Below are 24,843 nucleotides of genomic sequence, written 5' to 3' on the forward strand. Positions count from 1 at the left end.
ACCAGGCGCCTGCCTACGGGGTCTGGCGTCAGCCGAGCGCAGCCAGGACTTCGGCTTCCCGCCGGGGATCGATCCCGGCCGGTGGGCGGTCCGCTCTCTGTGGCGGCACTCCCCCAATGCTCTGCAGCCAGGCCCAGGTGTCCGTCACCGTCTCGGATATCGGGCGGATGCTGAGGCCCGTTTCAGAGGCGCGGCTCACGTCGATGCGGTACATGGTGTCGTGCGCTTCGCCGGGCGGCAACCACAACGGAAGCTGCGTCCACGGCTCGATTCCTGCCTCGAGGATTCTCTCGGGGGTCACCCACTCCAGCGAGCCGCTCGAGCCGGTCGCACGCAGGCAGAGTTCGAGGACCTCCCCCATGGTCGTCCGGGAGGGCTTGCTGATGACATTGACGGGTCCGGAAACCCCGTGTTCGGCTGCCGTCAATGCCCAGTCGGCCAGGTCGCGGGCGTCGATGTACTGGATGCCGGCGTCCGGGGTCCCCGGCGCAAGGATGCGTCCGCCACGGGCTGCGCGTAGCAGCCACCACGGCAGTCGACCGATGTTCTCGTGCGGGCCGAGGATGAGCCCCGCGCGGGCCAGGATTGCACGCTCGCCGAAGGCATCCGTCACGGCGCGCTCTGCCCCCGCCTTGGTTCTGGCGTAATCCTCGAACGTGTCGTCGTCGGGCGAGCTGTCGACAACCGGCGAGTTCTCGGTCGAGCCCGGCTGCGCGGGAAACCCGTAGACAGAGCAGCTCGATATGTAGACATAGCGACCGGCACGTGCGGCGAGCGCCCGCGCTGTGTCTCGAACCGTCGACGGGGCCCACGACCAGGTATCCACAACGACGTCCCAGTCGCCGTCGTGGTCGGTGAGGCTCTGGATGCCTTGTTGGGTCGAGCGGTCGCCGGTCACTCCCGTCACGCCCGCTCGTGGCCCGTGGGTGCCGCGATTGAATGTGGTGACATCCCATCCGCGAGCGAGTCCTGCGTCGACGAGGGCGCGGCCCACGAACTCTGTGCCGCCGAGAACGAGAAGCTTCATACGTTCATAGAACTGTGGCTGTTGCGTGTCAGACAAGGCGGTTCACTCGAGGCGTAACTCAGGGAGAAGCTCGGCGGTGGATGTTAAACGGTCGGGTCAACCAATAACATCGACGGAAGTAGGGTAGATGCCGGCGAGTTCATTGCCAACGTTCCCGAGCCGAGGATGACATGTTCTTCACCAAGCGTTCGAGACGGCGCTCCAGGCGGGAACCCGCTCTCCCGCAGGACGAGCCCGCTGTTTTAACGGGCGCACAGGATCTCATCCGTTTCGTCGCGGCCGGGTTCATGGAGCCGGCCGTTCTTCGGTTCGGGGTCGAGGCCGGTTTCCTCACGGCTTCCGACGTCGTGAGCATCGAACTCGCGCGATACGGAGCCGGCGAGATTGAGGAGAATTCCGCCGAAGAAACGATTGCGCTGCTGCTGTCACACGATCTCGAGCGGGTTGCTTCCTTGCTGGACGCGGCTGTGAGGGACAGCACGCCCGTCAGCTCGCCCCTGGATCTGTGGGCTTACGTCGGGCTCGCTCGAATCAACGCTGTGTGGGCCAGCTTCAATGACCCGTGGGATGCCGTCGAGACGCATCTTCGTACCTTGGGCTACCCGGAAAACTACACACACTTCCTTCGATATACAGAGGCTGAGAAAGGCGAGCCAACCGGGTTGCCTCACATGAAGCGGCGGCTCGAAGCATTTCTTACGCGCTGTCAGCTGCAGTGGGGTCCGTAGCTCCCCGCAGCGCACCTTAGATGGCTGTAGCTCGCCGGGAAGCGATCAACCTTGGCTGAACGGTGTAATCGTTAGCGACGAATGCGTGCACCTCCTCCGTGTACGGTCGAGTAATGCCACGCTATCAAGGCTCCGACGGGGCATCTCTTTACTACGATGACGTCGATTCGGAGGGAAGCGGTCGCGATCAGGACCCGATCATCCTCCTCGCCGGAGGGGCCGCGCGTCACCCCAGCTACCTTGGCGACCTGGCCGGGCTCAGCGACCGGCGCCGCTTGATTGTGCCCCACCTCAGGGGCGTCGGGCTCTCACCGTCGCCGCTTTCGGAGGCGAGTGGCTCCTTCTGGGTTCAAGCCGACGACATCGAGCGACTCCGTATTCACCTGGGGCTTCAGCGTGTGGTGCTCGTGTCGCACTCAGCCGGGACACGATTGGCCATCGCTTACGCCGCGCAATTCAGTCCGAGCGTGGGCGGGCTGGTGCTGATCACGCCGCCGACGGCCTATCTCGTTGATGAAGCGTCGGATGCCGACACGGTCAGCGAAAGACGACGCGGAGACAGAGACTTCGAAGCCGCCTACGCCGCGTTGGTTGCTGGGCTGCACACTCACGACGAGGACGCCTATAACGCCTGGCAGCGCGAGTCGGCCCCTGTTGGGTATGCGAGGTGGGGCGCGAAGGAACGGGCCCACGCTCAGATCGGGCGCTGGAGCCTGGCCGCGACCACGGCATACTTCAGTGTCACCCCACCCCGCGATCTTGCGGCTCGGCTCCGTCAGGTCGCGTCACCCGTTCTCGTCATCGGCGGGGCTGAGGATTGCCTTACCGGAGTAGCGCCGGTGACCGCGCTGGCACGCCTTTTCCCGGCGGGGACATCGGTCATGATCGAGAACAGTGGCCACTACCCGTGGATCGAACAGCCGGCAGCCTTCAGAGAAGCGATCGACGCGTTCCTCTAGAGGTCCCTGACAGCGTGGGTGGAGGTCAGGTCAGCGCAATGGCAGACACTCCGTGCGCTCTAGGCGTCGGCGCCTGCCGCTCCGCGTGATCGCCGAACGAGCATGACGTCGATCGGCGCGGCAAGCGCGAACGCGAGCACAAGGGCGATCCAGTAGCCGGTGCTCAGGGCGACCCACAGACCGAGGCCGATGACCACGAGTGTCCACACCAGCGCTACGACCCACAGCCAGCGGGGAGGGGTCGCGTTGTTCGGGGAAGCTGTCATGGAGCCAGCGTATGGGTTGCACTCTCCCTGCGCCAGTGATCGAGCGCCCTGGAAGCCAGCGAACGCTCCTATTTGGCTCGAGCGCTCCGCCGCGAGTTGTCGAGCTCGATCAGCACTTGCTCGAGCTGTTCCGCTGACGCCCGCCATGCGGAAACATCGTCGCTTCCCGTGTCCGTCGCGTGAAGGGTGACAACGGGCTGGCCAGGAGCGCTCCCTGTAATGAGACTGCGTTGCTGGGCCCGCGACACGCCAACGATGACATCCGCCCTGCGTGTCATGACCCCTCTGGTCAACGGGAACCGCCACAACAGCAGCCGCAACCGCTCCGAGAGCGGCGCGTCAGGAGCGGCCTGTGGCACTCCCCCGGCGATCGCGAGGCCATAACGACGACCCCACCCACCCCAGGTCGGAGCGGGTGAAAAGAGCACATCGGCATCGATCGAGTTGAGCCGCCGCCCGGTCAGGGACTCGCGAGGACTCAGCGGATGCGGGAACAGTTCCCACGGGAGATCCGGCAGCAGCGCCAGCCGCGTCTTCGGCCCGACGAGCATCACGAAGCGCCGTCGTTCAGCGAGGGCACGGATCAGCCCGAGACTCATGAGACTCAGGTGGTCATCGGCATCGCCCGTCACCCACCGACAGTCGACGACGAGTTTCACAGTGGCGCCTCGTCCAGGTCCACACCCGATGTTGACCGCGGATCCGGGGTGAGGAACTCCTCGATGAGCGTCGCTGCTCTCTCGGGCACTTCGTAGTGGATGAGATGGCCGACGTCGGGGATGATCTCGAGCGTGGCATCCGGAAACAGTGCGGTCAGCGTGTGCTGCGCGCTTACCGGTGTGATGTCATCCCGGTCGGCGGCGATCAGGAGGGTGCTCGCATCGATCGACTCCGCGAACTCGCTGACATCGTTCGAGACGGATGCCCGAAACGCTTCAAGAACAACGTCGCGATCGCTGAAGGCGCTGAAGTACCTGTCGTGTTCGCTGTGGATCCACTTGCGCAGGGCCCGCTTCTTCGTCTTGGCCATCGTCTCGCTCATCACGCGAACGATGATCCGGTTGCGGAGCAAACCGAAGCCGATGGGCTCGGGCAGAACGGCTCCGAGCTGGTAATAGATGACGGCGAGCCGGGTCAGGATGCCGCGTGGTCCCGACAGCGCGGGAGCCGCGATCGGATTGACGAGGATGAGACGGTCGGTGGACAGGCCGGTGCGCGCCAGTGCCGCGGAGACGACGATCGATCCGAACGAGTGCCCGAGGATGATCGGCTTCGAGTCCAGGTCCAGCGCATCGACGAATCGTTTCAGCCACCCGGCGTAGCCGTCGAGATCGTGTCGGCTGAGTCGCAGCGGTTCAGATTCGCCGAAGCCGGGGAGATCGGGACTGATGATGTGGAAGCCGGGCAGGTGAGCAACCACGGGTTCGAGCCCGTGGTGGTCACCGCGAAACCCGTGCACCATCACGATCGTCGGGCGGTCGGACGGCGTGCCGTACTCCCAATAGGCGGTCCTGCTCCCGCCGATGGAGATGTGCTGCTTCGTCACCGGGATGCGATCGAGAAGGCTGGAGTATGGCGAGGCTGTTGTCATGGCGTTCCCAGTTTAGGCACTGTGGCTCCTGCCGAGCCGAAGGCGGCGACCCTAGACTCAAGCCAAGGACTCATTGGCTCGCACAGTGACGTGATTGGATACCCGTGACCTTCACCGCTCCCATACAGTTGCCAGGGCTCGCGCGGGATCCGCTCTGGTACCGCAGAGCTATCTTTTACGAGGTCATGGTCCGCTCGTACGTCGACAGCAACGGTGACGGTGCCGGTGACCTGCAGGGGCTGGCAACGCGGCTGGACTACCTGCAGTGGCTGGGTGTCGATGCCCTGTGGCTTCCGCCGTTCTACTCCTCCCCGCTGAGGGACGGAGGATATGACGTCTCCGACTACCAGGCCATACTGCCGGAATTCGGCAGCCTCGAGGAGTTCCGCGACCTGGTATCGAAGGCCCACGAGCGCAACATGCGCATCATCATCGATATGCCGCTCAACCACACCTCTGACCAGCACCGCTGGTTCCAGGAGTCCCGTCAGGACCCCGATGGGCCCTACGGTGACTTCTACGTCTGGAGCGACTCCGACCAGAAGTGGCCGGACATCAGGATCATCTTCACCGACACCGAGGACTCCAACTGGGCGTTCGACCCTGTCCGCCGCCAGTTCTTCTTCCACAGGTTCTTCTCGCACCAGCCAGACCTCAACTTCGAGAATCCCGCGGTGCACGACGCGATCTTCGAGGCGATTCGTTACTGGCTCGATATGGGTGTGGACGGCATCCGTCTTGACGCCATCCCTTACCTGTACGAATCAGACGACGGGAACGGCGAGGGCGAGCCGAAGACCCACGACTTCGCGAAGCAACTCAGGGCAATGGTGGACCTCGAGTACCCGGGCCGCATACTCATCGCCGAGGCCAACCAGTGGCCGCGGGAGGTCTCCGAGTACTTCGGTACCGACGAGGAGCCCGAGTGCCACATGGCGTTCGACTTTCCGGTCATGCCCCGCATTTTCTACTCACTGCGGTCGCAGCAGGCCGAGGAACTCGCTCGGGTTCTCTCGGAGACGCAGGAAATTCCCGAGTGGGCAGGCTGGGGCGTTTTCCTTCGCAACCACGACGAACTCACCCTCGAAATGGTCAGTGAGGAGTACCGGCAGGCGATGTACGGCTGGTACGCCTATGACCCACGAATGCGCGCGAACGTCGGAATCCGCCGCCGTCTCGCTCCCCTTCTCGACAACTCGCGCGCGGAACTCGAGCTCGCGCACGCCCTCCTCTTTTCCCTTCCGGGGAGTCCGTTCATTTACTACGGCGACGAGATCGGGATGGGTGACAATATCTGGCTCGCCGACCGGGACTCGTCCCGCACACCGATGCAGTGGACGCCTGACCGCAACGCCGGGTTCTCCTCAGCCGACCCCGGCAAACTCTTCCTGCCGGTCGTCCAGTCGCTCGTCTTCAATTACACGCTCGTCAACGTCGAGTCCCAGCTCGCCCAGTCACGCTCTCTGCTGCACTGGGTACGGAACGTCATTCACGTCAGGAGGGGCCACCCGGCGCTTGGCCTTGGCAGCATTGACGTCCTTGAGGCGAACCACGAGTCAGTGCTTGGCTTTGTCAGAAGCTACAGGGGAACCGGCAGAAAGATCGGCGACGAGGACGAAGACATCCTGTGTGTCTTCAGCTTCTCGCATCACCCGGTGGCCACAACACTCGTCGCCCCTGAACTTGCGGGTTGCCGCCTGTTCGACCTGTTCGGTGGTGGTGAGTTCCCGCCGTTCGATGACACCGGTCGAGTGACGCTGACCATAGCCACGCAGAGCTTCTACTGGCTGCACATCGCCCGCCCGGGTGACTCGCCGTTTGCGCAACACCGGCACGGCTGAACCGGGCTGTCGGTCGTCTCACCTAGAGTGAAAAATGTGGAAACAACAGCGGTCAAACACTGGTCAGACTCTCTCGCCGTCTTCGATCTGGAGACCACCGGCATTGACGTGACGACCAGTCGTATCGTCTCCGCAAACGTCGGCGTTCTCGACAAAGACGGCACCGTGCTGCGGCGCCGCGACTGGATTGCTGACCCTGGCGTCGAGATCCCGAGTGAGGCGACCGCCGTCCACGGCATCACCACTGAGTTTGCGCAGTCCTACGGCCGCTCAGCGCCGATCGTCGTTCGCGAAATCGTTGAGACGCTCCGCGAGCTCTTCGATGAAGGGACCCCGGTCGTCATCTATAACGCCCCATACGACCTCTCCCTGCTCTTCAATGAGGCGATGCGTCACGGCATCCCACCGATCGTCGACCCCCTTCCCGTGATCGACCCGCTCGTCATCGACAAGGCGCTCGACAAATACCGCAAGGGCAAGCGCACACTCGAGGCCGCGGCCGCCTTCTACGGTGTCGAACTCACCGATGCCCATGACGCCGGTGCCGACGCGATCGCCGCCGGCCGCGTCGCACAGGCCATCGCCCGCGCACACTCGCGGGCACTCGACATCGACGCGTTTGAGCTGCACGAACTGCAGGCCGGCTGGTGCAAAGAGCAGTCAGACAGCTTCCAGGACTACATCCGTCGCACCCGGGATGCCACCTACGTCGCGTCCGCCGGCTGGCCGGTGCGCTGAGACGGCAACGCACAAAACTCCGGGCCGCGTGGCCCGGAGTTTCTTCGCGAGTTCTCTAGTAGGTGACCGTGAGGGTGTTGGTCACTGACACGAGAGTGACGGCTGCCGCGTTGATAAATCCGCCGATGTAGGGATTGCCGGTTACCCGGTACAACTTCCGCGAAAGAACCGCGGTCGCGGCGAGGATCAGGATCACCGGGAACAGCCAGATGCTGTAGATCCCGCCGAACTCGGGAATCAGCTCTCCAGTGATGAAGAACGTCGTGTACTGAGCGATCACGAGCACGATTGCCGGGAGCGCATTGAACAGCGCGAGCACGAAGGTGTTCAGCCACTCCTTGCCACGCAGGGTGAAACGGTTGAAGACGTTGATCGCCACCGAGTTCGCGATGAAGTACACGAGGAAGAACGGCAGGTAGAGCAACGCGATCCACAGCTTGTCAGGCTCGAAGTCCTTCACCGCTACGACCCAGAACCGGAAGTCCGTGTTCAGCAGCCAGCTGAAGAAGAAGACAATCCCATACGCGGCGGCCACCGTCAGCGCGCCAAGTCCGATTCCCTGGAAGAACTTCTTCCAGCCGGGCAGCAAGCCGAGTTCACGAACCTGAAGGCCGTTACGGCGCCCGAACAGGAAGTACGAGATCACCATGATGACGATCGCGAATAGACCGTTGATTGCCGCCCAGAAGGCGATGAAGAAGACGGCACCCTGGGTGAAGATGGTCGGAGCCCCGTTGAAGGCAATGCTGTTCATCCACGATGCCTGGCTTAGCGCCACATAGCTCCCGCCGGAGAACAGCGCTGAAACAATCGTGGCGCCCCAGAACCAGATCAGCCCGGTGCGCGAGTTGGCGGTGGCTTCGGGAACGTCTTGGCGTAAGCCCGCAAAGGCCCGGGTCGAGAGCAAAGCGCGAGCGAACGCGAGCAGGAAGATCATGAAACCGATGAGGCCGAGCGCCGTGAACAGTTCCTTCCACTGCCAGATCTGGGCACCGGCACCGATCTCTACCGGAGCGCCGAACGCTTCCTGCCAGAACTCGAGCTGGTCGGATACCGTCTGCTTCGAGATGGTGCCCCACGGGTGAGTCTGAGCCGGGGTGTATACAACCCGGATGGATCCGCCATCGTCATAGATTGTGTTGGCTTCACGCTTTTCGCCTTCCTCGGCGGGGTCCACCCCGTAATTGAGGAATGATTGCGCGTTGGACGTCGTGATGTAATCGCGCGGCGCAGTGACTGCCGTGCCATCCGCGTCATAGCTGCGGAAGAAGAACTCGTCGTATTGATCGGCGACAAGCCCGGTTGGGCGATCTCCATACAGGTTGAAATAGACGTTGTCGTTGGCCTCGTCCCGGTAAACCGGGTCGTTGTCGACGAGGAAAACCGCATCGATCAGCTGGACGTCGGCTTCGTTGTCGATGGCTACGGAGAAATTGGCAGCGCGAGCTCCGTTCGAGTGTCCGGACACGCCGATCTTGTCTGCGTCGACATAGGGCAGTTCTGCCGCAAGCTTCACGGCGTCGTACATCCCGGTGCCGCCGAGCGCGATATCCGAGTTGGTGAGGTAGTCCGAGTCGCCGTGCCCATACATATCAATCGAGATCACGACGTAGCCACGGCGCGCGAGCTCGACGTAGTTGGCGTCCTGCATCTCCTTGTTGTTCCACCAGCCATGTGCCAGCACGATGGCTGGCGCCTTGGAGTCGGTGGACGCAGCGTTGGGCTTGTACAGCAGCGCGCTCAGGGCCTTCCCCGATGCGGTCTCCCACCGCATGTCCTTGACGGTCACGTTGTAGGCGGATGTCTGAACCGCGGATGCACCGATCGCTGACACGATCATGAGCACCAGCGACAATGCCAGCCAGAAACTGTTTCGTCTGGTGACGGGCGGCTTCACCGGTATTGACTTCACTTCACTCCTTTGTGATTGGACAGCGAGTGTATTGCTCCGGGAAAGGGTATGGCGATGCTTGCCGTCTACGTGCACATGTCTGTACGCTTCGCTCCGCCCTGAGCAAAGGTCCCGCCCCAACAAAAAAGACCCGCAACTTTCGTTGCGGGTCTTTTTGTGAGGCTTTTGGCTACGCGCCGAAGCCCTTGAAGCGCTGGTTGAACTTCTCGACACGACCAGCGGAGTCCATGATGCGCTGCTTGCCCGTGTAGAACGGGTGCGACTCCGACGAGATCTCAACGTCGATCACCGGGTAGGTGGTTCCGTCTTCCCACTCCATGGTCTTCGAGCTCGTCACCGTTGAACGGGTGAGGAACGTTGCGCCCGAAGCGAGGTCGCGGAAAACTACAGCCTGGTAGTTGGGGTGGATGTCAGTCTTCATGAGGACTTCCTTGTGAGTCGTGTGGATTGTTTCAGTCTCGCCCTGCACCAGCGCCTGAGGCTCAGGTATGGCAAGAAAGCTTGTGGCCCCTCGGGCCAGCTACCTACTTTATCAGAAAGTCGGAGCTACTCGGCACGAGCCGAGAAACGACCGTTGTTCTCGGTCAGTTCAATGGGCAGGCCGAAGGTTGTGGTGAGGCTTTCGCTGGTCAGGGCCTCGCGAAGTGGCCCTGACGCTACGACGGCGCCGTCCTTGAGGAGAAGCGCGTGAGTGAAGCCGATCGGGATCTCCTCGACGTGGTGAGTGACCATGATGATGGCGGGCGAGTCTTCCGACTGGGCATAACCGCCGAGCAACGCGACCAGCTCTTCACGTGAGCCGAGGTCGAGGCTCGCCGCCGGCTCATCGAGCAGCAGGAGTTCGGGATCGGTCATGACGGCCCTGGCAATCTGCACGCGCTTCTGCTCGCCGTCGCTGAGAGTGCCGAAGCTCCTCTCGGCGAGGTGATCCAGGCGCCATTCGGTCAGCACCCGCTTTGCACGCTTGATGTCGATGTCCTCGTACTCTTCATTCCACCTGCCGGTGACTGAGTACGCCGCGGTCATGACGACATTGAGCACAGTTTCGTCTGCCGGTACGCGTCGAGCCATGGCCGTCGACGCGATTCCGATGCGCGGGCGGAGCTCGAAGACGTCGGTCTTGCCCAGGGTGGAGTCGAGAATCTCAACGGAACCCGTTGTGGGGTAGATGAGCGTCGATGCGATCTGCAGCACCGTCGTCTTCCCCGCACCATTGGGGCCGAGAACGACCCATCGCTGGTCAGGTTCAACCGACCACGACACGGAATCCACGATCGCGCGGCCATTGCGCACGACCGATACATCACTCAACTGCAAAACGCTCGACATGGTCCAAGCCTATCCGTCCAACCAGCCCCGCCACGCCCATTCCGGAGCGTGCGTCGGCCACACCACACTTCTCGTGAGATCGATCAGACGGCTCAGGTGGCCGCGAGGACCGATCGGTAGAGATCGATGGTCTGTCGGCCGATGCGTGCCCAGCCGAACTCGGCTTCGGCGCGGACCCGGCCCGCCTCTCCCATGCGGTTGGCGCGCTCAGGGTCCGAAACAACCTCTGTCAGCGTTGCGGCGAGGTCGGCAACGAAACGATCGGGGTCGACCGGAGTTCCCGTGCCGTCCTCGACCTGCTCGATCGGGACGAGCCGACCGGTCACACCGTCGTTCACGACCTCGGGGATGCCGCCGGTTGCCGTGCCGACAACAGCCGCTCCACACGCCATCGCCTCGAGGTTCACGATTCCGAGCGGTTCGTACACCGACGGGCAGACGAATGTCGTGGCCTGGCTGAGAATCGCGCACAGCTCGTAGCGGGGCAGCAGCCTGTCGATCCACACCACGCCTGAGCGCTGCTTCTGCAGTTCGCGGACACCAGCCTCAACCTCGGCGAGAATCTCAGGGGTGTCCGGCGCGCCGGCACACAGCACAAGCTGCACGTCTTCCGGCAGCAGCGCTGCGGCACGCAACAGGTACGGCAACCCCTTCTGCCGGGTGATCCTGCCGACGAAGACAACGCTCGGACGATCGGGGTCGATGCCGAGCGAACGGACGAGCTCGGGGTCCGCAACGGGTTTCCACTCGGTCAGGTCGATTCCGTTGTAGATGGTGTGAACCCGGGATTCATCCAGTCGCGGATAGCTCTTCAGGATGTCCCGGCGCATTCCGTCGCTGACCGCGACGACGGCATCCGCGTTCTCGAATGCAGTTTTCTCGATCCAGCTCGATACGCGGTACCCGCCACCGAGCTGCTCGGCTTTCCATGGGCGCAACGGTTCGAGGCTGTGGGCAGTCACGATGTGAGGGATGCCGTGAAGCAGCTTGGCCAGGTGGCCGGCGCCGTTGGCGTACCAGGTGTGCGAGTGCACCAGGTCCGCTCCCCCGACATCCTGCGCGATCGCCAGGTCGGTGCCGAGCGTCGTCAGCGCGGGATTTGCCTGCGCGAGTTCGGCCGGAACGCCGTAGGCGAACGTGTTGGGCTCGTCGCGCGGAGCCCCGAAACACCTCACAGTGACGTCAATATCAGACCGCATGGCGGTCACAAGTTCAGCGGCGTGCACTCCGGCACCGCCATATACCTCCGGGGGATATTCCCGGGTCAGAAGATCAACACGCATACCACGAACGCTAGTACAGCTTGGGCTGCAATAGTCTTGGGGAATGGTCGCATCGAAGAAGATATTTGGCATCGTCCTCGCCGGGGGTGAGGGCAAGCGACTGATGCCCCTCACCGCCGACAGGGCGAAGCCCGCAGTCCCGTTTGCCGGTCAGTACAGGCTCATCGACTTTGCTCTGTCGAACCTGATCAACTCAGGACTCACGCAAATCGTCGTACTCACCCAGTACAAGTCGCACAGCCTCGACAGGCACGTGTCGCAGACCTGGCGCCTGTCCGGGCTGTTGAACTCGTACGTGGCATCTGTCCCGGCGCAGCAGCGCCTCGGCAAGCGCTGGTTCTCCGGCTCGGCCGACGCGATCCTGCAGAGCCTCAACCTGATCCGCGACGAAAAGCCGGACATCGTTGTCGTTGTGGGTGCCGATCACGTCTACCGGATGGACTTCCGCGACATGATCCAGGCGCACATCGACTCGGGCCGCGGTGCAACCGTCGCCGCGATCCGCCAGCCGATCGAACTGAGCGACCAGTTCGGCGTGATCCAGCTCGACCAGGACGACCCGACGAAGATTTCTGAGTTCCTCGAGAAGCCGATCAACGCCGAGGGGCTCGCCGATGCGCCGCACGAAGTGCTCGCGTCGATGGGCAACTACGTGTTCACGACCGAGGCCCTCATCGAAGCGGTGACGAAGGACGGCGAGCTGACCGCGTCGAACCACGACATGGGCGGCGACATCATCCCCGCCTTCGTCGCGGCGGGTGATGCGGGCGTCTACGACCTCAAGCGCAACGACGTTCCCGGTTCCACAGATCGCGACAGGTACTACTGGCGGGACGTCGGAACCATCGACTCGTTCTTCGAGGCGCACCAGGATCTCATCTCGACTCTCCCGATCTTCAACCTGTACAACAGCAAGTGGCCGATCTTCAGCCAGCAGCTGAACTCTCCCCCGGCGAAGTTCGTGCGCGACGGCAAGGGCAACCTCGGGACGACAATCGACTCGATCGTCTCGCTCGGCTCCCTCATATCGGGTGCGCATATCGAACGAAGCGTGCTCGGTGCCTGGTCCAAGATCGATTCAGGTGCACGGGTCATCGACTCCGTGCTGTTCGACCGCGTCGAGGTTCGCCCCGATGCTGTCGTGAGGCGCGCGATCCTCGATAAGGACGTCGTCGTCGAATCCGGAGCGTCGATCGGTGTCGATCACGATCGCGATCGCGCCCGCGGCTTCACCGTCACGGACTCAGGACTCACCGTTGTGGGCAAGGGCGTGCGCGTCACTCCATGAGCCACACCGGTATGCCTGGCGTGATCTCGCCGGCTCGTTTCCTCGTCGTGCTCGACGCTGACTCGACCCTCATCGAGAACGAGGCCATCGAGCTGCTTGCCCAGGAGGCCGGCTCGCTCGACCACGTTGCCCGCGTGACTGAGCGGGCGATGCGCGGCGAACTCGACTTCGCCGCGAGCCTTCGTGAGCGGGTGGCGACGCTCGCGGGCCTCAGTGATTCCGTGTTCGACGTCGTCCGTGACCGGATCTCCGTCACTCGTGGGGCAACGGCACTGATCGACGGCCTTCACGGGGCCGGGTCACGCGTCGGAGTGGTGTCGGGCGGGTTCCACGAGCTGCTCGATCCTCTCGGCGATCGGCTCGGGCTGGATCACCTGCGGGCGAATCGTCTCGAGGTCGTGAACGGACGCCTGACCGGTGCCGTTCGCGGGCCGATCATCGACGCGCAGGCAAAAGCTGACGCCCTCGCCGAGTGGGCGGCGGCCGACGGCATCCCGCTCTCTCGCACCGTCGCTGTCGGCGATGGGGCGAACGACCTGCTGATGATGCACACGGCAGGGCTCAGCGTTGCATTTAATGCAAAGCCCGCCGTTCGCGAGGGGGCGAACGTCACGGCGGGTCAGGTCGACCTCAGCGACGTGCTCCCGCTGCTCGGTCTCCGGGGCTGACGCTCGTGGCCTGGTCCGTGTGAGAAGCCGCTGACTGAATCGCCTCGGCGAGGTCGCGGGGACGGCTCCACATGGGCCAATGCCCCGTCGGGAGGTCAATGACGTCGAGGTGCTCGATGTTCGCGACTTCGGCAAACATGGCATGGCCGGCACGGGCCAGTTCCAGCACCTGCGCGCTGGGGATTGAGCAGCACACCAGGGTGGTCCTGACTGTGCGGCGGGCATCGTTCGTGAGCTCGACACGCTGACGAAGCACGGGGCTGGGCTCTGGAACGGCCTTGGCCCGGAAACGTTGGAGGACCTCGGCGCTCAAGCCTTCGAGGCTCGCCTGCCGTGCGAGGACATCGAGGGGCGGCAGCGGAAGCTCCTCCAACCCCTCCGGGAGGTCCGGGGCGAAAATGCTTCCCGTCGCCACTGGGCCGGAGTCGACCCACACGACCCGATGAACAAGCTCCGGGTGGCGGTCAAGGACCAGGCTGACGGGGAAATTCGCGCCACTGTGAGCGACGAGAGTTGCCGGCCGATCCTCGGAGACATCGAGTCGAGTGAAGACGTCCAGGATCGCTGCGGCTTGATCGTCGAGAGTCGTCGACGCACGCTCAGGGTCGTCCGCGTCGAGACCGGGCAGCGTCACCGCGATCGCACGGGAGTGGTCGGTTTTCAGGTGTTGGAGGACGTCATCCCACGCCCACGCGCCAAGCCAGTGGCCGGCGATGAGAATGATGGTCGGGCTGCTCGCAGTTGTTGTCATGTCACCACTCTCGTGGGCGCTCCGGGCAGCTGTATGTCACTATTTGTGTCATGAATTTGATGCGGGCTGAACGGTGAAGAGAGCAGAACGGCTCCATGCCCTGTCGGAGATGCTGCGCCGTCATGGATCGCGGGGGTGTTCCGCGGAGCGCCTGTCGAGAGAGTTCGGTGTGTCGGTGCGCACGGTCAAGAGAGACCTCGCTGCGCTCGAGACGAGCGGCGCGGCCGTATGGTCGCGCCCGGGGCCTGGTGGTGGCTATGGACTGGCCGCAGGCGCGTCCCTGCCGCCGGTCAGCCTGTCCCCGGCGCAGGCCGTGGCGCTCATGGCGGCCGTTGCCGCGGCACCCGACGCCCCCTACGGCGATTTGGCAGCATCCGGGATCCAGAAGATCATGGACGTCCTCGATCCCAGAACCCGAGCACGAGCCGACGAGCTGGCCGGCCGCGTCTGGGTTCACGCGATTCCCGCCTCGTCCCGCGCACTCAGGTCGGCGCTGGAGGAGGCGATGGCCGAGCAGCGCGTTATCCGCATTCGCTACACATCGAGAGAGGGCATCACGACCACCAGGGACGTCGAGCCCGTGCTCTTCGCCTCCACGAACGGCCACTGGTACCTGGTTGGGTGGTGCCGACTGCGCCACGCAATGCGATGGTTCACCGTGTCGCGCATCGAGCGAGCCAGAGTAACCGGGACGGCGTGTAGCGGTCATACCGTCCATGAGGTCGGAGAACCCCCGGCGAACGCGAGGCCGGTGCACGGTCGGGCCGAGTGAGGTCCTCAATCGACCTCTCGGGTCGGTCTGGCTAGTGCCCCATGCCGAGGCCTCCATCGACGGGAATGACAGCGCCGGAAATGTATCCGGCGTCGTCGCTGGCGAGCCACGCGACGGCCTTCGCCACCTCAGATGGCGTCGCAAAGCGGCCGGCAGGAATGCTCTTCTTGTACTCGGCCTGTGTCTCTTCGGGAAGCTCAGCCGTCATATCCGTTTCGATGAAACCGGGCGCAACGACGTTTGCCGTAATGCCGCGGGCACCGAGCTCGCGCGTGATTGACCGCGCCATGCCGACCAGCCCCGCCTTGGAAGCCGAGTAGTTGACCTGCCCAGGCCCGCCATAGAGGCCGACAACGCTCGAGATCAGGATGACCCGGCCGAACCGTGCCTTGAGCATCCCCTTCGACGCTCGCTTGACGACGCGGAACGCCCCGCCGAGGTTCGTGTTCACGACGCTGTCGAAGTCATCCTCGGTCATGCGCATGAGGAGCGTGTCTTTGGTGATCCCGGCGTTCGCGACAACGACTTCCACCGGGCCGAGTTCGCGCTCGATCTCGCTGAAAGCCTGGTCGATGGATGCCGCGTCGGTGACGTCCGCGCGCACGGTGAGGCTCCCGGCGGGGCCAGCGCCCGAGCGAGCGGTTACAGCGACCCTGTGTCCCTGGGCGACAAACTCCTCGGCGATGGCGAATCCGATTCCGCGGTTGCCGCCCGTGATGAGAACCGTGCGTGGGGTGAGGGATGTCTGTACCAAGAAAGGACCTTCCGGATGCTGTGTGTACCGTGCGTGGGATAGTGATCTATCGCCACCGCCGGGGGCTGTGTCTTCGCCTTCACCCAGCTTATGGGGTGACAAAGAAGCGTAGGCTTGGGGCTGATGAAACAGCCCTCAATCACGTCGCTCCCGACGGCTCCTGAAGAGGAGCAGCGGGCGCGAATGATCAAATACACGATTGCCATGAGCATCCGTGTGGTTTGTCTTGTCCTGATGCTGTTTGTCGAGGGCTGGTGGCTCGCTGTCTGTGTTGCCGGCGCGATCATCCTGCCCTATGTCGCTGTCGTTCTGGCCAACGTCGGAACCGGCAGCACGGGCGCCGAGGTCATCCGTCCTGGCGCTGTAGTGCCGATCGGCCGCCCGGCCCCCGGCGCCGGTGAGTATTCCGCTCCCTCCGAAAGCGGCAGCGCCGATGAACGCGCCGGTACGGATGACTCCGCCCGGCCCGACGAGAGTGCACGAGACGCAGACACGCGCCCGGACGAAGATAAGTGGAGCGCATGATCGGTCTCTTCTCCGAGCCCGAACGACTGACCTGTTCGCGCGCCGGATGCACCGTGACCGCGGGATGGCGGATTGAGTGGCGCAACCCCAAAATCCACGCGGCTGACCGGGTCAAGGTGTGGCTGGCGTGCGACGATCACCGTGACTACCTCGAAAACTTTCTCGCATCGCGGGACTTTCCGGTTAAGGCGATAGAACTGAGTCCGGAGGACGCACTGTGAAAAACTGGCGATTCGTGATGAGCCGCCGATGGTTCGGCTACCTCGCGGTTGCAATGGTGTTTGCCCTCGTCTGCGTTCTGCTCGCGAACTGGCAGTTGTCTCGCGTCGACGAGAAGAAGCATGAGATCTCCCTCGTTGAGGGCAACTACAGCAGCCCTCCCGTCGCCCTCGCTGATGCACTCCCGGCCAGGGACTCCTTCGACGAGCGTGACAAGTGGATCCCCGTGGTCGTGACCGGTACGTACCTCGAGGAGGAACAGATCCTGGTCCGTAACCGTCCGCGGAACGGACAACCGGGATTTGAGCAACTGGTGCCCCTGCAGCTCTCCGACGGCTCAGTGTTTATCGTCGACCGCGGCTGGCTTCCCACCGGCAACGCGCAGGACCTGCCCGACGTCATCCCCGCTCCCCCATCGGGCGACGTGACAGTCGTGGCGCGACTCAAGGCAGGTGAGCCCACTCTGCCAGGACGCAGCGCTGCTGACGGGCAGATTGCCACCGTGCATCTCCCCGACCTCGAAGACCGCCTCGGGGTCCCGCTGTACACCGGTGCGTACGGTCTTCTCGACCAGGAGACGCCAGCGCCCGCGGATGCCGCACCCCTGCCAGCCATCAAGCCTGTCCTCGATGAGGGAATCCACCTGTCGTATGCGTTCCAGTGGGTCATCTTTGGCGTGCTGGGATTCGCTTTCCTCGCGTACGCCGTTCGCCAGGAGTACCGTCACCTCAACGCCGAACATCCCGAAGAAAAGAAGCGCGCAGAGGAGCGGGAACGCAAGCGACTCGCGAAGCGTTCGGACGCGGATGTCGAGGACGAACTCCTCGAGCAGACCCTGTCCAGGCCGGAAAAGGTCGGTTAAACCACGAGCGGCGGGCATTCTGCCCGCCGCTCGATGAGTTTCTTGCTCTACGCGAGCTCGATGAGCTCGAGGTAGTCCTTGTTCCAGTGGTCTTCGATACCATCGGGCAGGATGAGCACACGCTCGGGGTTGAGGGCCTGGACGGCTCCCTCATCGTGGCTGACCAGAACGACGGCACCGGTGAAGTGCGCGAGTGCGTCGAGAATCTCGGCGCGGCTCGCCGGGTCCAGGTTGTTGGTCGGTTCGTCGAGGAGCAGCACGTTGGCACCGGAAACCACGATCATGGCGAGTGCCAGTCGCGTCTTCTCGCCACCGGAGAGCACCCCGGCCGGCTTGTGCGAGTCATCACCGGTGAACAGGAACGAACCGAGGACCTTGCGGGCCTCCGTCTCGGTGATGTTCGGAGAGCTCGACACCATGTTCTCGAGAACGCTCCGCTTCACATCGAGCGTCTCGTGCTCCTGGGCGAAGTAACCGATCCGCAATCCGTGGCCAGGCTCGACCTGTCCGGTGTCCGGCTTGTCGACGCCAGCGAGGATACGCAGGAGCGTCGTCTTTCCGGCACCGTTGAGGCCGAGCACGACGACCTTGGAACCGCGGTCGATCGCCAGGTCCACTGCCGTGAAGATTTCGAGCGAACCGTAGCTCCGTGACAGGTTCTTCGCCATGAGTGGAGTCCGGCCACACGGGGCGGGGTCGGGGAAGCGCAGCTTGGCGACACGCTCGACCGACCGGGCTTCCTCAAGCCCCGACAGCATCTTCTCAGCGCGCGCGACCATCTGGTGGGCTGCAGCAGCCTTGGACGCCTTCGCCCCGAACCGGGCAGCCTGAAGCTGCAACGTCGATGCCTTCTTCTCGACGTTGACGCGTTCCTTCTTGCGACGCTCCTCGTCGGATGCCCGCTGGCGCTGGTAGTTCTTCCAGTTCATGTTGTAAACGTCGATGACCTGACGGTTGCCGTCGAGGTAGAACACCTTGTTGACGGTCTCGCCGACGAGCTCGACATCGTGGGTGATGACGATGAAGCCGCCGGAGTATGTCTTGAGGAACTCGCGGAGCCAGACGACCGAGTCGGCGTCGAGGTGGTTGGTCGGCTCGTCGAGGATCATCGTCTTCGCGTCGGAGAACAGGATGCGAGCCAGCTCGATGCGTCGGCGCTGTCCACCCGACAGCGTGCGCAGCGGCTGGTCGAGGATCCGGTCGGGGAGGTTGAGGTTGCTCGCGATCGATGCCGCTTCAGCCTCAGCGGAATAACCGCCGAGCATCTGGAACCGTTCCTCGAGGTTGCCGTACTTCTTCATGGCTGCAGCGCTCACCGCGGCATCGGTCGATGCCATGCCGACCGTTGCTTCCTGCATTTCGAGGACGATGCTTCCGAGGCCTCGAGCGTTGAGGATCCGGGTGCGAGCCAGTTCGTCGGGGTCGCCGCTTCTCGGGTCCTGTGGGAGGTAGCCCAGTTCACCCGATCGTTCGACTTTTCCCTTTGAGGGAAGCAGTTCGCCGGCGAGCACCTTCGTCAGTGTGGTCTTCCCAGCACCGTTCCGGCCGACGAGACCGATCTTGTCTCCGGCCGCTACTCGAAAGTTGACGTCCTCCATGAGGACTCGTGCCCCGACGCGTATTTCGAGGTCGTGCACAGTGAGCAAAGCAAAGTCCGTTTCAAGCTGGCGCGCCAAAGAAGCGCGAAAAGTGGGGGTCAGCCCTCAAGTCTACGGTGTCGAGCCTGAGTAACTCACCAGAACGTCGGCAGCGAAGAACGAGGGCGACCGCTTCGCTCTCGGCGGAGTTCAGTTCGGGCGGGGGTGCGCAATCCGCGCAATCCTGACAATGGCATCCGTCAGCACCTCCGGCGAGCAGGCGAGGTTCATTCGGGCGTGGCCCCGACCGGCGTCGCCGAATTCGACGCCGGAGCTGAGCGCCACCCTGGCCTCGGTCAGAACACGTTCGGCGGGGTCATCGCCCCAGCCGAGGGCCCGGAAGTCGAGCCAGGCAAGGTAACTGGCTCGCGGTCTGCGCCAGGTGACCCCGGGAAGATGCTCGCCAAGCAGGGCGTCGAGCAGGTCGAAGTTGAACGAGAGGGCTCCCAGCACGCCGTCAAGCCAGGGCTCCCCGTCGGTATAGGCGGCAACACTCGCGAGCACCCCGAACTGGCCGGTTCGCCAGGAGACCTCGATCGGAAGGGACTCAAGGACGCCGGCGGTCGCGGTGTCGTGCGCGACGACGATGGCGCACTTGAGACCGGCGAGGTTCCACGCCTTGCTGGCGGAGTGGACGGCGAACCCTGTCGCGCGTGCCTCTGGTGACACGCTCAGGTACGGCGTGAATGTCGCGCTCGGCTGCGTCAGCGGTGCGTGGATCTCGTCGCTGACCACGGTCACCGAGTATCGCGCCGCCAGCCGGGCGACGGCTTCCAGGTCGGCACGCTCGTGCACGAGTCCGAGCGGGTTGTGCGGGTTGCAGAGCAGAAACGCGCGAACTCCGTCTGCGAACGCAGCCTCGAGGGCGTCGAGATCGAGTCGGTGCGCTGATCCGTGTGCAGAGTTGTGCGACCGCTCGACCGTGGCGAGCGGCACGCGTACGACGGATGCTCCCGCTTCGGTGACGAGGTCGTAGAACGGTGCGTAGACGGGGTCGTTGACCACCACCCGGTCGCCGGGCTGGCAGACAGCGCGGAGCACCTCGACGATGCCCATCGAGACGTCAGCGGTCGACAGCAGCGTGGCATCCTCGATGTCCCAAGACCACCGCCGCCGGGCAAATTGCCGGAACGGGGCGAAGACGGGATTGGATGACGACACGTAGCCCGTATCTCCACGATCGATGGCGCTGTGCAGTGCGCGCCTGATCGGGTCAGCGAGCGGGTAGTCCATCTCGGCCACGAACATCGGGAGAACGTCGCTGGGGTACTCCGTCCACTTCTCGCTCGTCCGGGTCCGCAGGACGTCCAGTGGGTCTGCCTGCACTCGTTCCATGCCCCGACACTACGCCGGTCCCTCTCCCCCGGCGCACAAATGCCCCCTTCCGAGGAAGAGGGCATTCGTTATTGCTTCGCGAAGGATCAGATGCTGAATCCGAGCGCACGCATCATGTCGCGACCATCGTCGGTGATCTTGTCAGGCCCCCACGGCGGCATCCAGACCCAGTTGATCCGGAACGCCTCGACGACGCCGTCAAGCGCCTGGGCGGTCTGCTCTTCGAGCACGTCGGTCAGCGGGCAACCGGCACTCGTGAGGGTCATGTGGATGACGAGCGCGTCGTTCTCATCGTCCCAGCCGAGGTCGTAGATGAGCCCGAGGTCGACGACATTGATCCCGAGTTCCGGGTCCATGACGTCTTTGAGCGCCTCTTCGACCTGGTCGAATTTCTGTGGACTGAGGGTTGTGACCATGACTTGACTCTAAACCGCAGCCCCGTCAATGAGGAAGCGGTCGTACCCTTCGTTCTCGAGGCGGTCTGCAAGCTCCGGTCCACCCTGCTCCGCAATGCGTCCGTTCACGAAGACGTGAACGAAGTCGGGGCGGATGTAACGGAGGATGCGGGTGTAGTGGGTGATGAGCAGCACACCGAGGTTGGTGTTCTCCTTGGCACGGTTGACACCCTCAGACACGATCTTGAGCGCGTCGACGTCGAGACCTGAGTCGGTCTCGTCGAGAACCGCGAATGTCGGCTTGAGCAGTTCGAGCTGGAGGATCTCGTGGCGCTTCTTCTCTCCACCCGAGAAGCCCTCGTTGACGTTGCGCTCGGCGAAGGTCGCGTCCATTCGGAGGTCCTTCATGGAGCTCCTGACGTCCTTGATCCAGGAACGGATGGGCGGGGCCTCTCCGTCGATCGCGGTCTTCGCGGTGCGCAGGAAGTTCGTGACGGTGACGCCGGGGATCTCGACCGGGTACTGCATCGCCAGGAAGAGGCCGGCGCGTGCGCGCTCGTCAACGCTCATGGCGAGGACGTCCTGGCCGTCGAGCGTGATCGAGCCTGAATCGACCGTGTACTTCGGGTGACCGGCGATCGTGTACGCGAGTGTCGACTTGCCCGAGCCGTTTGGCCCCATGATGGCGTGGGTCTCACCCTTGTTGATGGTGAGGTCGACGCCACGCAGGATCGGCTTGGTGCCCTGGTCGGTCTCGACGCTGACGTGCAGGTCGCGGATTTCAAGTACAGCCATTGCTAAATCTCTTTCGTTACGGTCGGGTCAATAAAAATGTTGCCGTCGGCCAGCTCGACACCGAAAACCGGGACTGGCTCGTACGCGGGCAGCGTCAGTGGCTTGCCCGTGAGCAGGGAGAACTGGGATCCGTGCGCCCAGCACTCGAGGGTTTCACCCTCGACGAATCCTTCGCTCAACGAGATGTCGCCGTGTGTGCAGGTGTCTCCGATGGCGTGGACGTCACCGGCAGAATCGAGCACGAGCGCGATCGGGGTGCCGTCAACGACGACCCGCTTCGCCTCGTTCAAGGTCAGATCGGCGAGGGCACATACCTGGGTTCGCGCCACGTTCAGCTGCCCTCTGTCGACAAGCGGGTGCGGGTGAGCTCCTGCTCGATGGCATCCTGAAGCTGGTCCTGCAGTTCGGCGTCGCCGATCTGCTGCACGATGTCGGTGAGGAAGCCGCGAACGACGAGTCTCCTCGCCTCTTCTTCGCGGATGCCGCGAGCCTGCAGGTAGAAGAGCTGCTCGTCATCGAAACGGCCGGTGGCGCTTGCGTGCCCGGCGCCGGCGATGTCGCCGGTCTCGATCTCGAGGTTAGGGATGGAATCCGCGCGTGTGCCGTCGGTGAGGACGAGGTTGCGGTTCTGCTCGTAGCTGTCGGTGCCGGCGGCGCTCTGGCGAATCAGCACATCGCCGATCCAGACCGTGCGTGCCCCCGTGCCCTGCAGCGCGCCCTTGTAGTTGACGCGGCTGCGGGTCTGCGGCGCGTCGTGGTCGACGTACACCTGCTGTTCGAAGTGCTGGCCGGCGTCGGCGAAGTACAGCCCGAGTGCGTCAACATCGGCACCCGTTGCGACCAGGTGAGTCGACGGGTTGATCCGAACGATGCTGCCACCGAGGGTGACAACGACGTGCTTGATCTTGGCGTCACGACCGACCGTGGTGAAGTGCGATGCCAGGTGGACGGCGTCGTCGTTCCACTGCTGGACGGTAACAACCGTGAGGTTCGCGGCGTCGCCGACGATGATCTCGACGTTCTCGGTCAGCCGGGCGTCACCGGTGTTCTGCAGAATGATCAGGCCGCGGCTGAGGGGCTTGGCCTCGATCACGATGTGTCCGGCTCGCGGCGCTGAACCGAGGTTCTCGCGTGACAGGCGGAGGGTCTTCGCCTCTTCACCGGTCACGGTGATCGCGAGAACCTTCTCGACCTGGGTCCACGCGTTGGCTGATGCCCGGTCCTCCGGCGTTCCCGCCGTTCCGATGCGGGCGTCGGTGCGCTCGACCCACTCCACGGCGATGCCGGGGACGGCGGCGGCCGTAAGGTCGTAGGCGCTTCCGTCCAGCGGGCCATCGATGAGGTCAGCGATGCGGTCAACCGGAGTGAGCTTCCACGCGGCCTCCCGGCCGGTGACGGCCGGGAAGTCGGTGACGAGCGTCGAGGTGAATCGTTCCGACCGGGTCTGGATCGGGACAACTCCCCATCCGCCGTCGGTGTGCTTCTTGTAACCGAGTGCCCCGGTGTTCTCGAGATTTGTCGACATTGTTTCTGGCGCAGAGATCGTCATTTAGCCGACTGATCCTTCCATGCCCATTTCAATGAGCTTGTTGAGTTCGAGAGCGTATTCCATCGGGAGTTCGCGGGCGATCGGCTCGATGAAGCCGCGGACGATCATCGCCATGGCCTCGTCTTCCGGCATGCCGCGGCTCATCAGGTAGAAGAGCTGTTCCTCGCTGACCTTCGAGACTGTCGCCTCGTGGCCGAGCTGAACATCGTCAACACGGATGTCGATGGCCGGGTAGGTGTCGCTTCGTGAGATCGTGTCCACGAGCAGAGCGTCACAGCGCACCGTGTTTGCCGAGTGGTGGGCGTTGGCGTCAACACGAACCTCTCCGCGGTATCCGGCACGTCCGCCGCCTCGGGCGATCGACTTCGAAACGATCGATGACTGCGTGTGCGGAGCCATGTGGATCATCTTCGCGCCGGCATCCTGGTGCTGGCCGGGGCCGGCGAACGCGACGGAGAGGGTCTCGCCCTTGGCGTGCTCCCCCATCAGGTAGATCGACGGGTACTTCATGGTGACCTTGGAGCCGATGTTTCCATCGATCCATTCCATGGTGGCGCCCTCTGCGGCCGTCGCGCGCTTCGTCACGAGGTTGTAGACGTTGTTCGACCAGTTCTGGATCGTCGTGTAACGAACGCGTGCGTTCTTCTTGACGATGATCTCGACGACTGCTGAGTGCAGCGAGTCAGACTTGTAGATCGGGGCGGTGCAGCCCTCGATGTAGTGAACGTAGCTTCCCTCGTCCGCGATGATCAGCGTCCGCTCGAACTGGCCCATGTTCTCGGTGTTGATCCGGAAGTACGCCTGGAGCGGGATTTCGACGTGCACGCCTGGCGGCACGTAGACGAATGAGCCACCCGACCACACAGCGGTGTTGAGGGCGGCGAACTTGTTGTCTCCGGAGGGAATGACCGTACCGAAGTACTCTTCGAAGAACTCCGGGTGCTCCTTGAGCGCGGTGTCCGTGTCCATGAAGATGACACCCTGGCGCTCGAGGTCCTCGTTGATCTGGTGGTAGACCACCTCGGACTCGTACTGCGCTGCGACGCCGGAAACCAGGCGCTGGCGTTCCGCCTCGGGGATTCCGAGCTTCTCGTAGGTGTTCTTGATGTCGTCGGGAAGGTCGTCCCAGGTCTGCGCCTGCTTCTCCGTCGACCGGACGAAGTACTTGATGTTGTCGAAGTCGATCTCAGAGAGGTCGGCACCCCACATCGGCATCGGCTTGCGCTCGAAAAGTGCGAGTGCCTTCTGGCGGCGTTCGAGCATCCATGCGGGTTCAGCCTTGAGGGCGGAGATGTCCGCAACAACTTCCGGAGAGATTCCACGGCGAGCTGAAGCGCCCGCAGCGTCGGAGTCAGACCAACCGAATTCGTATTGCCCGAGGCTTTCGAGCTCTGGGCGGTCTATCAGTACATCTGACATGTCAACCTCTTTCCTTACAGCTTGCGTAACAGTCTCTCTGCATCACCCATTCCCACGCACGCCGCACCTGGGGCGACATTCGGTCGCCGTGTTGTCGAGAGTGTGCGGGTTGCTGAAATGCATACCTACAATTGTTCAAGGACCAAGCTGCGCTGCCTCACGTCACGATCGGCCAAATGCCGAGACGTATTACCTGAACC

General features: G+C 63.6%; 27 protein-coding genes. 10 read left to right on the top strand and 17 right to left on the bottom strand.

Annotation, left to right across the window (positions count from 1 at the left end):
- Positions 1 to 28: 28 nt before the first annotated feature.
- Complete coding sequence (locus tag C3E77_RS06855; protein WP_108390945.1) at positions 29 to 1,027, bottom strand: NAD-dependent epimerase/dehydratase family protein; 999 nt, start codon at positions 1,025 to 1,027, stop codon at positions 29 to 31.
- A 287-nt stretch (positions 1,028 to 1,314) separates the two neighbouring features.
- Between C3E77_RS06855 and C3E77_RS06860 the strand changes: the two genes are divergently transcribed.
- Together C3E77_RS06860 and C3E77_RS06865 are read left to right on the top strand one after the other, a co-directional pair.
- Positions 1,315 to 1,755, top strand: a complete 441-nt coding sequence (locus C3E77_RS06860; RefSeq protein WP_472428189.1) for a DUF2247 family protein — start codon at positions 1,315 to 1,317, stop codon at positions 1,753 to 1,755.
- A gap of 113 nt (positions 1,756 to 1,868) precedes the next feature.
- Positions 1,869 to 2,714, top strand: coding sequence for an alpha/beta fold hydrolase (locus C3E77_RS06865; RefSeq protein ID WP_108390947.1), 846 nt, complete (start codon positions 1,869 to 1,871; stop codon positions 2,712 to 2,714).
- Between the two features lie 59 nt (positions 2,715 to 2,773).
- On the opposite strand, the gene C3E77_RS06870 is transcribed toward C3E77_RS06865, so the two are convergent.
- The 3 genes from C3E77_RS06870 to C3E77_RS06880 form a co-directional block, all read right to left on the bottom strand.
- Positions 2,774 to 2,980 carry a hypothetical protein gene (locus C3E77_RS06870; protein WP_108390948.1) on the bottom strand — a complete coding sequence of 69 codons (207 nt, stop codon included), beginning with the start codon at positions 2,978 to 2,980 and terminating at the stop codon, positions 2,774 to 2,776.
- Between the two features lie 68 nt (positions 2,981 to 3,048).
- Positions 3,049 to 3,639: a hypothetical protein gene (locus C3E77_RS06875; RefSeq protein WP_108390949.1), complete on the bottom strand. Its 591-nt coding sequence runs from the start codon at positions 3,637 to 3,639 to the stop codon at positions 3,049 to 3,051.
- Positions 3,636 to 4,571, bottom strand: a complete 936-nt coding sequence (locus tag C3E77_RS06880) for an alpha/beta fold hydrolase (RefSeq protein WP_108390950.1) — start codon at positions 4,569 to 4,571, stop codon at positions 3,636 to 3,638. Before C3E77_RS06880 ends, C3E77_RS06875 begins: the two co-directional genes overlap by 4 nt.
- A gap of 104 nt (positions 4,572 to 4,675) precedes the next feature.
- Here C3E77_RS06880 and treS point away from each other — a divergent pair, with 104 nt between their 5' ends.
- Both treS and C3E77_RS06890 read left to right on the top strand, forming a co-directional pair.
- A complete protein-coding gene (gene treS, locus C3E77_RS06885; protein WP_108390951.1) occupies positions 4,676 to 6,412 on the top strand; it encodes a maltose alpha-D-glucosyltransferase in 1,737 nt (578 codons plus the stop codon).
- Positions 6,413 to 6,448: 36 nt separating this feature from the next.
- The gene (locus C3E77_RS06890; protein ID WP_108390952.1) at positions 6,449 to 7,150 is read left to right on the top strand and encodes an exonuclease domain-containing protein; all 702 of its coding nucleotides are present in this window, start codon (positions 6,449 to 6,451) and stop codon (positions 7,148 to 7,150) included.
- Positions 7,151 to 7,205: 55 nt separating this feature from the next.
- Here the strand turns inward: C3E77_RS06890 and C3E77_RS06895 are convergent, their stop codons facing one another.
- From C3E77_RS06895 to glgA, 4 genes are all read right to left on the bottom strand, one after another.
- Entirely contained in the window at positions 7,206 to 9,062 is a 1,857-nt protein-coding gene (locus tag C3E77_RS06895; RefSeq protein WP_234031328.1) for an alpha/beta hydrolase family protein, read from the bottom strand.
- Positions 9,063 to 9,231: 169 nt separating this feature from the next.
- Positions 9,232 to 9,483, bottom strand: coding sequence for a type B 50S ribosomal protein L31 (locus C3E77_RS06900; RefSeq protein ID WP_108390953.1), 252 nt, complete (start codon positions 9,481 to 9,483; stop codon positions 9,232 to 9,234).
- A 125-nt stretch (positions 9,484 to 9,608) separates the two neighbouring features.
- Positions 9,609 to 10,391, bottom strand: coding sequence for an ABC transporter ATP-binding protein (locus tag C3E77_RS06905; RefSeq protein ID WP_108390954.1), 783 nt, complete (start codon positions 10,389 to 10,391; stop codon positions 9,609 to 9,611).
- A gap of 92 nt (positions 10,392 to 10,483) precedes the next feature.
- Positions 10,484 to 11,674 carry a glycogen synthase gene (glgA, locus tag C3E77_RS06910; protein WP_108390955.1) on the bottom strand — a complete coding sequence of 397 codons (1,191 nt, stop codon included), beginning with the start codon at positions 11,672 to 11,674 and terminating at the stop codon, positions 10,484 to 10,486.
- A 43-nt stretch (positions 11,675 to 11,717) separates the two neighbouring features.
- Here glgA and C3E77_RS06915 point away from each other — a divergent pair, with 43 nt between their 5' ends.
- Positions 11,718 to 12,962, top strand: a complete 1,245-nt coding sequence (locus C3E77_RS06915) for a glucose-1-phosphate adenylyltransferase (protein ID WP_108390956.1) — start codon at positions 11,718 to 11,720, stop codon at positions 12,960 to 12,962.
- Positions 12,959 to 13,630: a phosphoserine phosphatase SerB gene (gene serB / locus C3E77_RS06920; protein WP_234031329.1), complete on the top strand. Its 672-nt coding sequence runs from the start codon at positions 12,959 to 12,961 to the stop codon at positions 13,628 to 13,630. The genes C3E77_RS06915 and serB overlap by 4 nt, the downstream gene beginning before the upstream one ends.
- On the opposite strand, the gene C3E77_RS06925 is transcribed toward serB, so the two are convergent.
- Positions 13,593 to 14,381 (bottom strand): alpha/beta fold hydrolase, encoded by a 789-nt coding sequence (locus C3E77_RS06925; RefSeq protein ID WP_108390958.1) that lies wholly within the window; start codon positions 14,379 to 14,381, stop codon positions 13,593 to 13,595. The genes serB and C3E77_RS06925 overlap by 38 nt on opposite strands.
- A gap of 73 nt (positions 14,382 to 14,454) precedes the next feature.
- On the opposite strand from C3E77_RS06925, the gene C3E77_RS06930 reads away from it, so the two are divergent.
- Complete coding sequence (locus tag C3E77_RS06930; protein WP_108390959.1) at positions 14,455 to 15,153, top strand: helix-turn-helix transcriptional regulator; 699 nt, start codon at positions 14,455 to 14,457, stop codon at positions 15,151 to 15,153.
- Between the two features lie 31 nt (positions 15,154 to 15,184).
- On the opposite strand, the gene C3E77_RS06935 is transcribed toward C3E77_RS06930, so the two are convergent.
- The gene (locus C3E77_RS06935; RefSeq protein ID WP_108390960.1) at positions 15,185 to 15,907 is read right to left on the bottom strand and encodes a beta-ketoacyl-ACP reductase; all 723 of its coding nucleotides are present in this window, start codon (positions 15,905 to 15,907) and stop codon (positions 15,185 to 15,187) included.
- Positions 15,908 to 16,030: 123 nt separating this feature from the next.
- Here C3E77_RS06935 and C3E77_RS06940 point away from each other — a divergent pair, with 123 nt between their 5' ends.
- Genes C3E77_RS06940 through C3E77_RS06950 form a run of 3 tightly spaced genes read left to right on the top strand, consistent with a single transcriptional unit; the run spans position 16,031 to position 17,513 of the window.
- On the top strand, positions 16,031 to 16,432 hold the full coding sequence (locus tag C3E77_RS06940; protein ID WP_108390961.1) for a DUF3099 domain-containing protein: 402 nt from the start codon (positions 16,031 to 16,033) through the stop codon (positions 16,430 to 16,432).
- Positions 16,429 to 16,653 (top strand): hypothetical protein, encoded by a 225-nt coding sequence (locus C3E77_RS06945; protein WP_108393158.1) that lies wholly within the window; start codon positions 16,429 to 16,431, stop codon positions 16,651 to 16,653. The genes C3E77_RS06940 and C3E77_RS06945 overlap by 4 nt, the downstream gene beginning before the upstream one ends.
- Complete coding sequence (locus C3E77_RS06950) at positions 16,650 to 17,513, top strand: SURF1 family cytochrome oxidase biogenesis protein (RefSeq protein ID WP_108390962.1); 864 nt, start codon at positions 16,650 to 16,652, stop codon at positions 17,511 to 17,513. The genes C3E77_RS06945 and C3E77_RS06950 overlap by 4 nt, the downstream gene beginning before the upstream one ends.
- 47 nt (positions 17,514 to 17,560) lie before the next feature.
- On the opposite strand, the gene C3E77_RS06955 is transcribed toward C3E77_RS06950, so the two are convergent.
- From C3E77_RS06955 to sufB, 7 genes are all read right to left on the bottom strand, one after another.
- Positions 17,561 to 19,159, bottom strand: coding sequence for an ABC-F family ATP-binding cassette domain-containing protein (locus C3E77_RS06955; protein ID WP_108390963.1), 1,599 nt, complete (start codon positions 19,157 to 19,159; stop codon positions 17,561 to 17,563).
- A 141-nt stretch (positions 19,160 to 19,300) separates the two neighbouring features.
- Complete coding sequence (locus tag C3E77_RS06960; protein ID WP_108390964.1) at positions 19,301 to 20,485, bottom strand: MalY/PatB family protein; 1,185 nt, start codon at positions 20,483 to 20,485, stop codon at positions 19,301 to 19,303.
- Positions 20,486 to 20,571: 86 nt separating this feature from the next.
- Entirely contained in the window at positions 20,572 to 20,901 is a 330-nt protein-coding gene (locus C3E77_RS06965) for a metal-sulfur cluster assembly factor (protein ID WP_108390965.1), read from the bottom strand.
- Positions 20,902 to 20,910: 9 nt separating this feature from the next.
- Positions 20,911 to 21,675 (bottom strand): Fe-S cluster assembly ATPase SufC, encoded by a 765-nt coding sequence (gene sufC, locus C3E77_RS06970; protein WP_108390966.1) that lies wholly within the window; start codon positions 21,673 to 21,675, stop codon positions 20,911 to 20,913.
- 2 nt (positions 21,676 to 21,677) lie between these two features.
- A complete protein-coding gene (locus C3E77_RS06975; protein ID WP_108390967.1) occupies positions 21,678 to 22,004 on the bottom strand; it encodes a non-heme iron oxygenase ferredoxin subunit in 327 nt (108 codons plus the stop codon).
- A gap of 2 nt (positions 22,005 to 22,006) precedes the next feature.
- Positions 22,007 to 23,200 (bottom strand): Fe-S cluster assembly protein SufD, encoded by a 1,194-nt coding sequence (gene sufD, locus C3E77_RS06980; protein WP_108393160.1) that lies wholly within the window; start codon positions 23,198 to 23,200, stop codon positions 22,007 to 22,009.
- A gap of 24 nt (positions 23,201 to 23,224) precedes the next feature.
- A complete protein-coding gene (gene sufB / locus C3E77_RS06985) occupies positions 23,225 to 24,643 on the bottom strand; it encodes a Fe-S cluster assembly protein SufB (RefSeq protein WP_108390968.1) in 1,419 nt (472 codons plus the stop codon).
- Between the last annotated feature and the right edge of the window lie 200 nt (positions 24,644 to 24,843).

Source organism: Mycetocola zhujimingii, assembly GCF_003065425.1.
In the GTDB taxonomy this organism is placed as follows: Bacteria; Actinomycetota; Actinomycetes; order Actinomycetales; family Microbacteriaceae; genus Mycetocola_A; species Mycetocola_A zhujimingii.

Excerpts from the sequence above, each read along its gene's own strand:
- C3E77_RS06915 (WP_108390956.1), top strand. The coding sequence starts at position 11,718 with ATGGTCGCATCGAAGAAGATATTTGGCATCGTCCTCGCCGGGGGTGAG.
- C3E77_RS06965 (WP_108390965.1), bottom strand. The coding sequence starts at position 20,901 with ATGGTCACAACCCTCAGTCCACAGAAATTCGACCAGGTCGAAGAGGCG.
- glgA (WP_108390955.1), bottom strand. The coding sequence starts at position 11,674 with ATGCGTGTTGATCTTCTGACCCGGGAATATCCCCCGGAGGTATATGGC.
- C3E77_RS06945 (WP_108393158.1), top strand. The coding sequence starts at position 16,429 with ATGATCGGTCTCTTCTCCGAGCCCGAACGACTGACCTGTTCGCGCGCC.
- C3E77_RS06940 (WP_108390961.1), top strand. The coding sequence starts at position 16,031 with ATGAAACAGCCCTCAATCACGTCGCTCCCGACGGCTCCTGAAGAGGAG.
- serB (WP_234031329.1), top strand. The coding sequence starts at position 12,959 with ATGAGCCACACCGGTATGCCTGGCGTGATCTCGCCGGCTCGTTTCCTC.
- C3E77_RS06870 (WP_108390948.1), bottom strand. The coding sequence starts at position 2,980 with ATGACAGCTTCCCCGAACAACGCGACCCCTCCCCGCTGGCTGTGGGTC.
- C3E77_RS06925 (WP_108390958.1), bottom strand. The coding sequence starts at position 14,381 with ATGACAACAACTGCGAGCAGCCCGACCATCATTCTCATCGCCGGCCAC.
- C3E77_RS06905 (WP_108390954.1), bottom strand. The coding sequence starts at position 10,391 with ATGTCGAGCGTTTTGCAGTTGAGTGATGTATCGGTCGTGCGCAATGGC.
- sufB (WP_108390968.1), bottom strand. The coding sequence starts at position 24,643 with ATGTCAGATGTACTGATAGACCGCCCAGAGCTCGAAAGCCTCGGGCAA.
- C3E77_RS06855 (WP_108390945.1), bottom strand. The coding sequence starts at position 1,027 with ATGAAGCTTCTCGTTCTCGGCGGCACAGAGTTCGTGGGCCGCGCCCTC.
- C3E77_RS06880 (WP_108390950.1), bottom strand. The coding sequence starts at position 4,571 with ATGACAACAGCCTCGCCATACTCCAGCCTTCTCGATCGCATCCCGGTG.
- C3E77_RS06860 (WP_472428189.1), top strand. The coding sequence starts at position 1,315 with ATGGAGCCGGCCGTTCTTCGGTTCGGGGTCGAGGCCGGTTTCCTCACG.
- C3E77_RS06900 (WP_108390953.1), bottom strand. The coding sequence starts at position 9,483 with ATGAAGACTGACATCCACCCCAACTACCAGGCTGTAGTTTTCCGCGAC.
- sufD (WP_108393160.1), bottom strand. The coding sequence starts at position 23,200 with ATGTCGACAAATCTCGAGAACACCGGGGCACTCGGTTACAAGAAGCAC.
- C3E77_RS06865 (WP_108390947.1), top strand. The coding sequence starts at position 1,869 with ATGCCACGCTATCAAGGCTCCGACGGGGCATCTCTTTACTACGATGAC.
- C3E77_RS06960 (WP_108390964.1), bottom strand. The coding sequence starts at position 20,485 with ATGGAACGAGTGCAGGCAGACCCACTGGACGTCCTGCGGACCCGGACG.
- sufC (WP_108390966.1), bottom strand. The coding sequence starts at position 21,675 with ATGGCTGTACTTGAAATCCGCGACCTGCACGTCAGCGTCGAGACCGAC.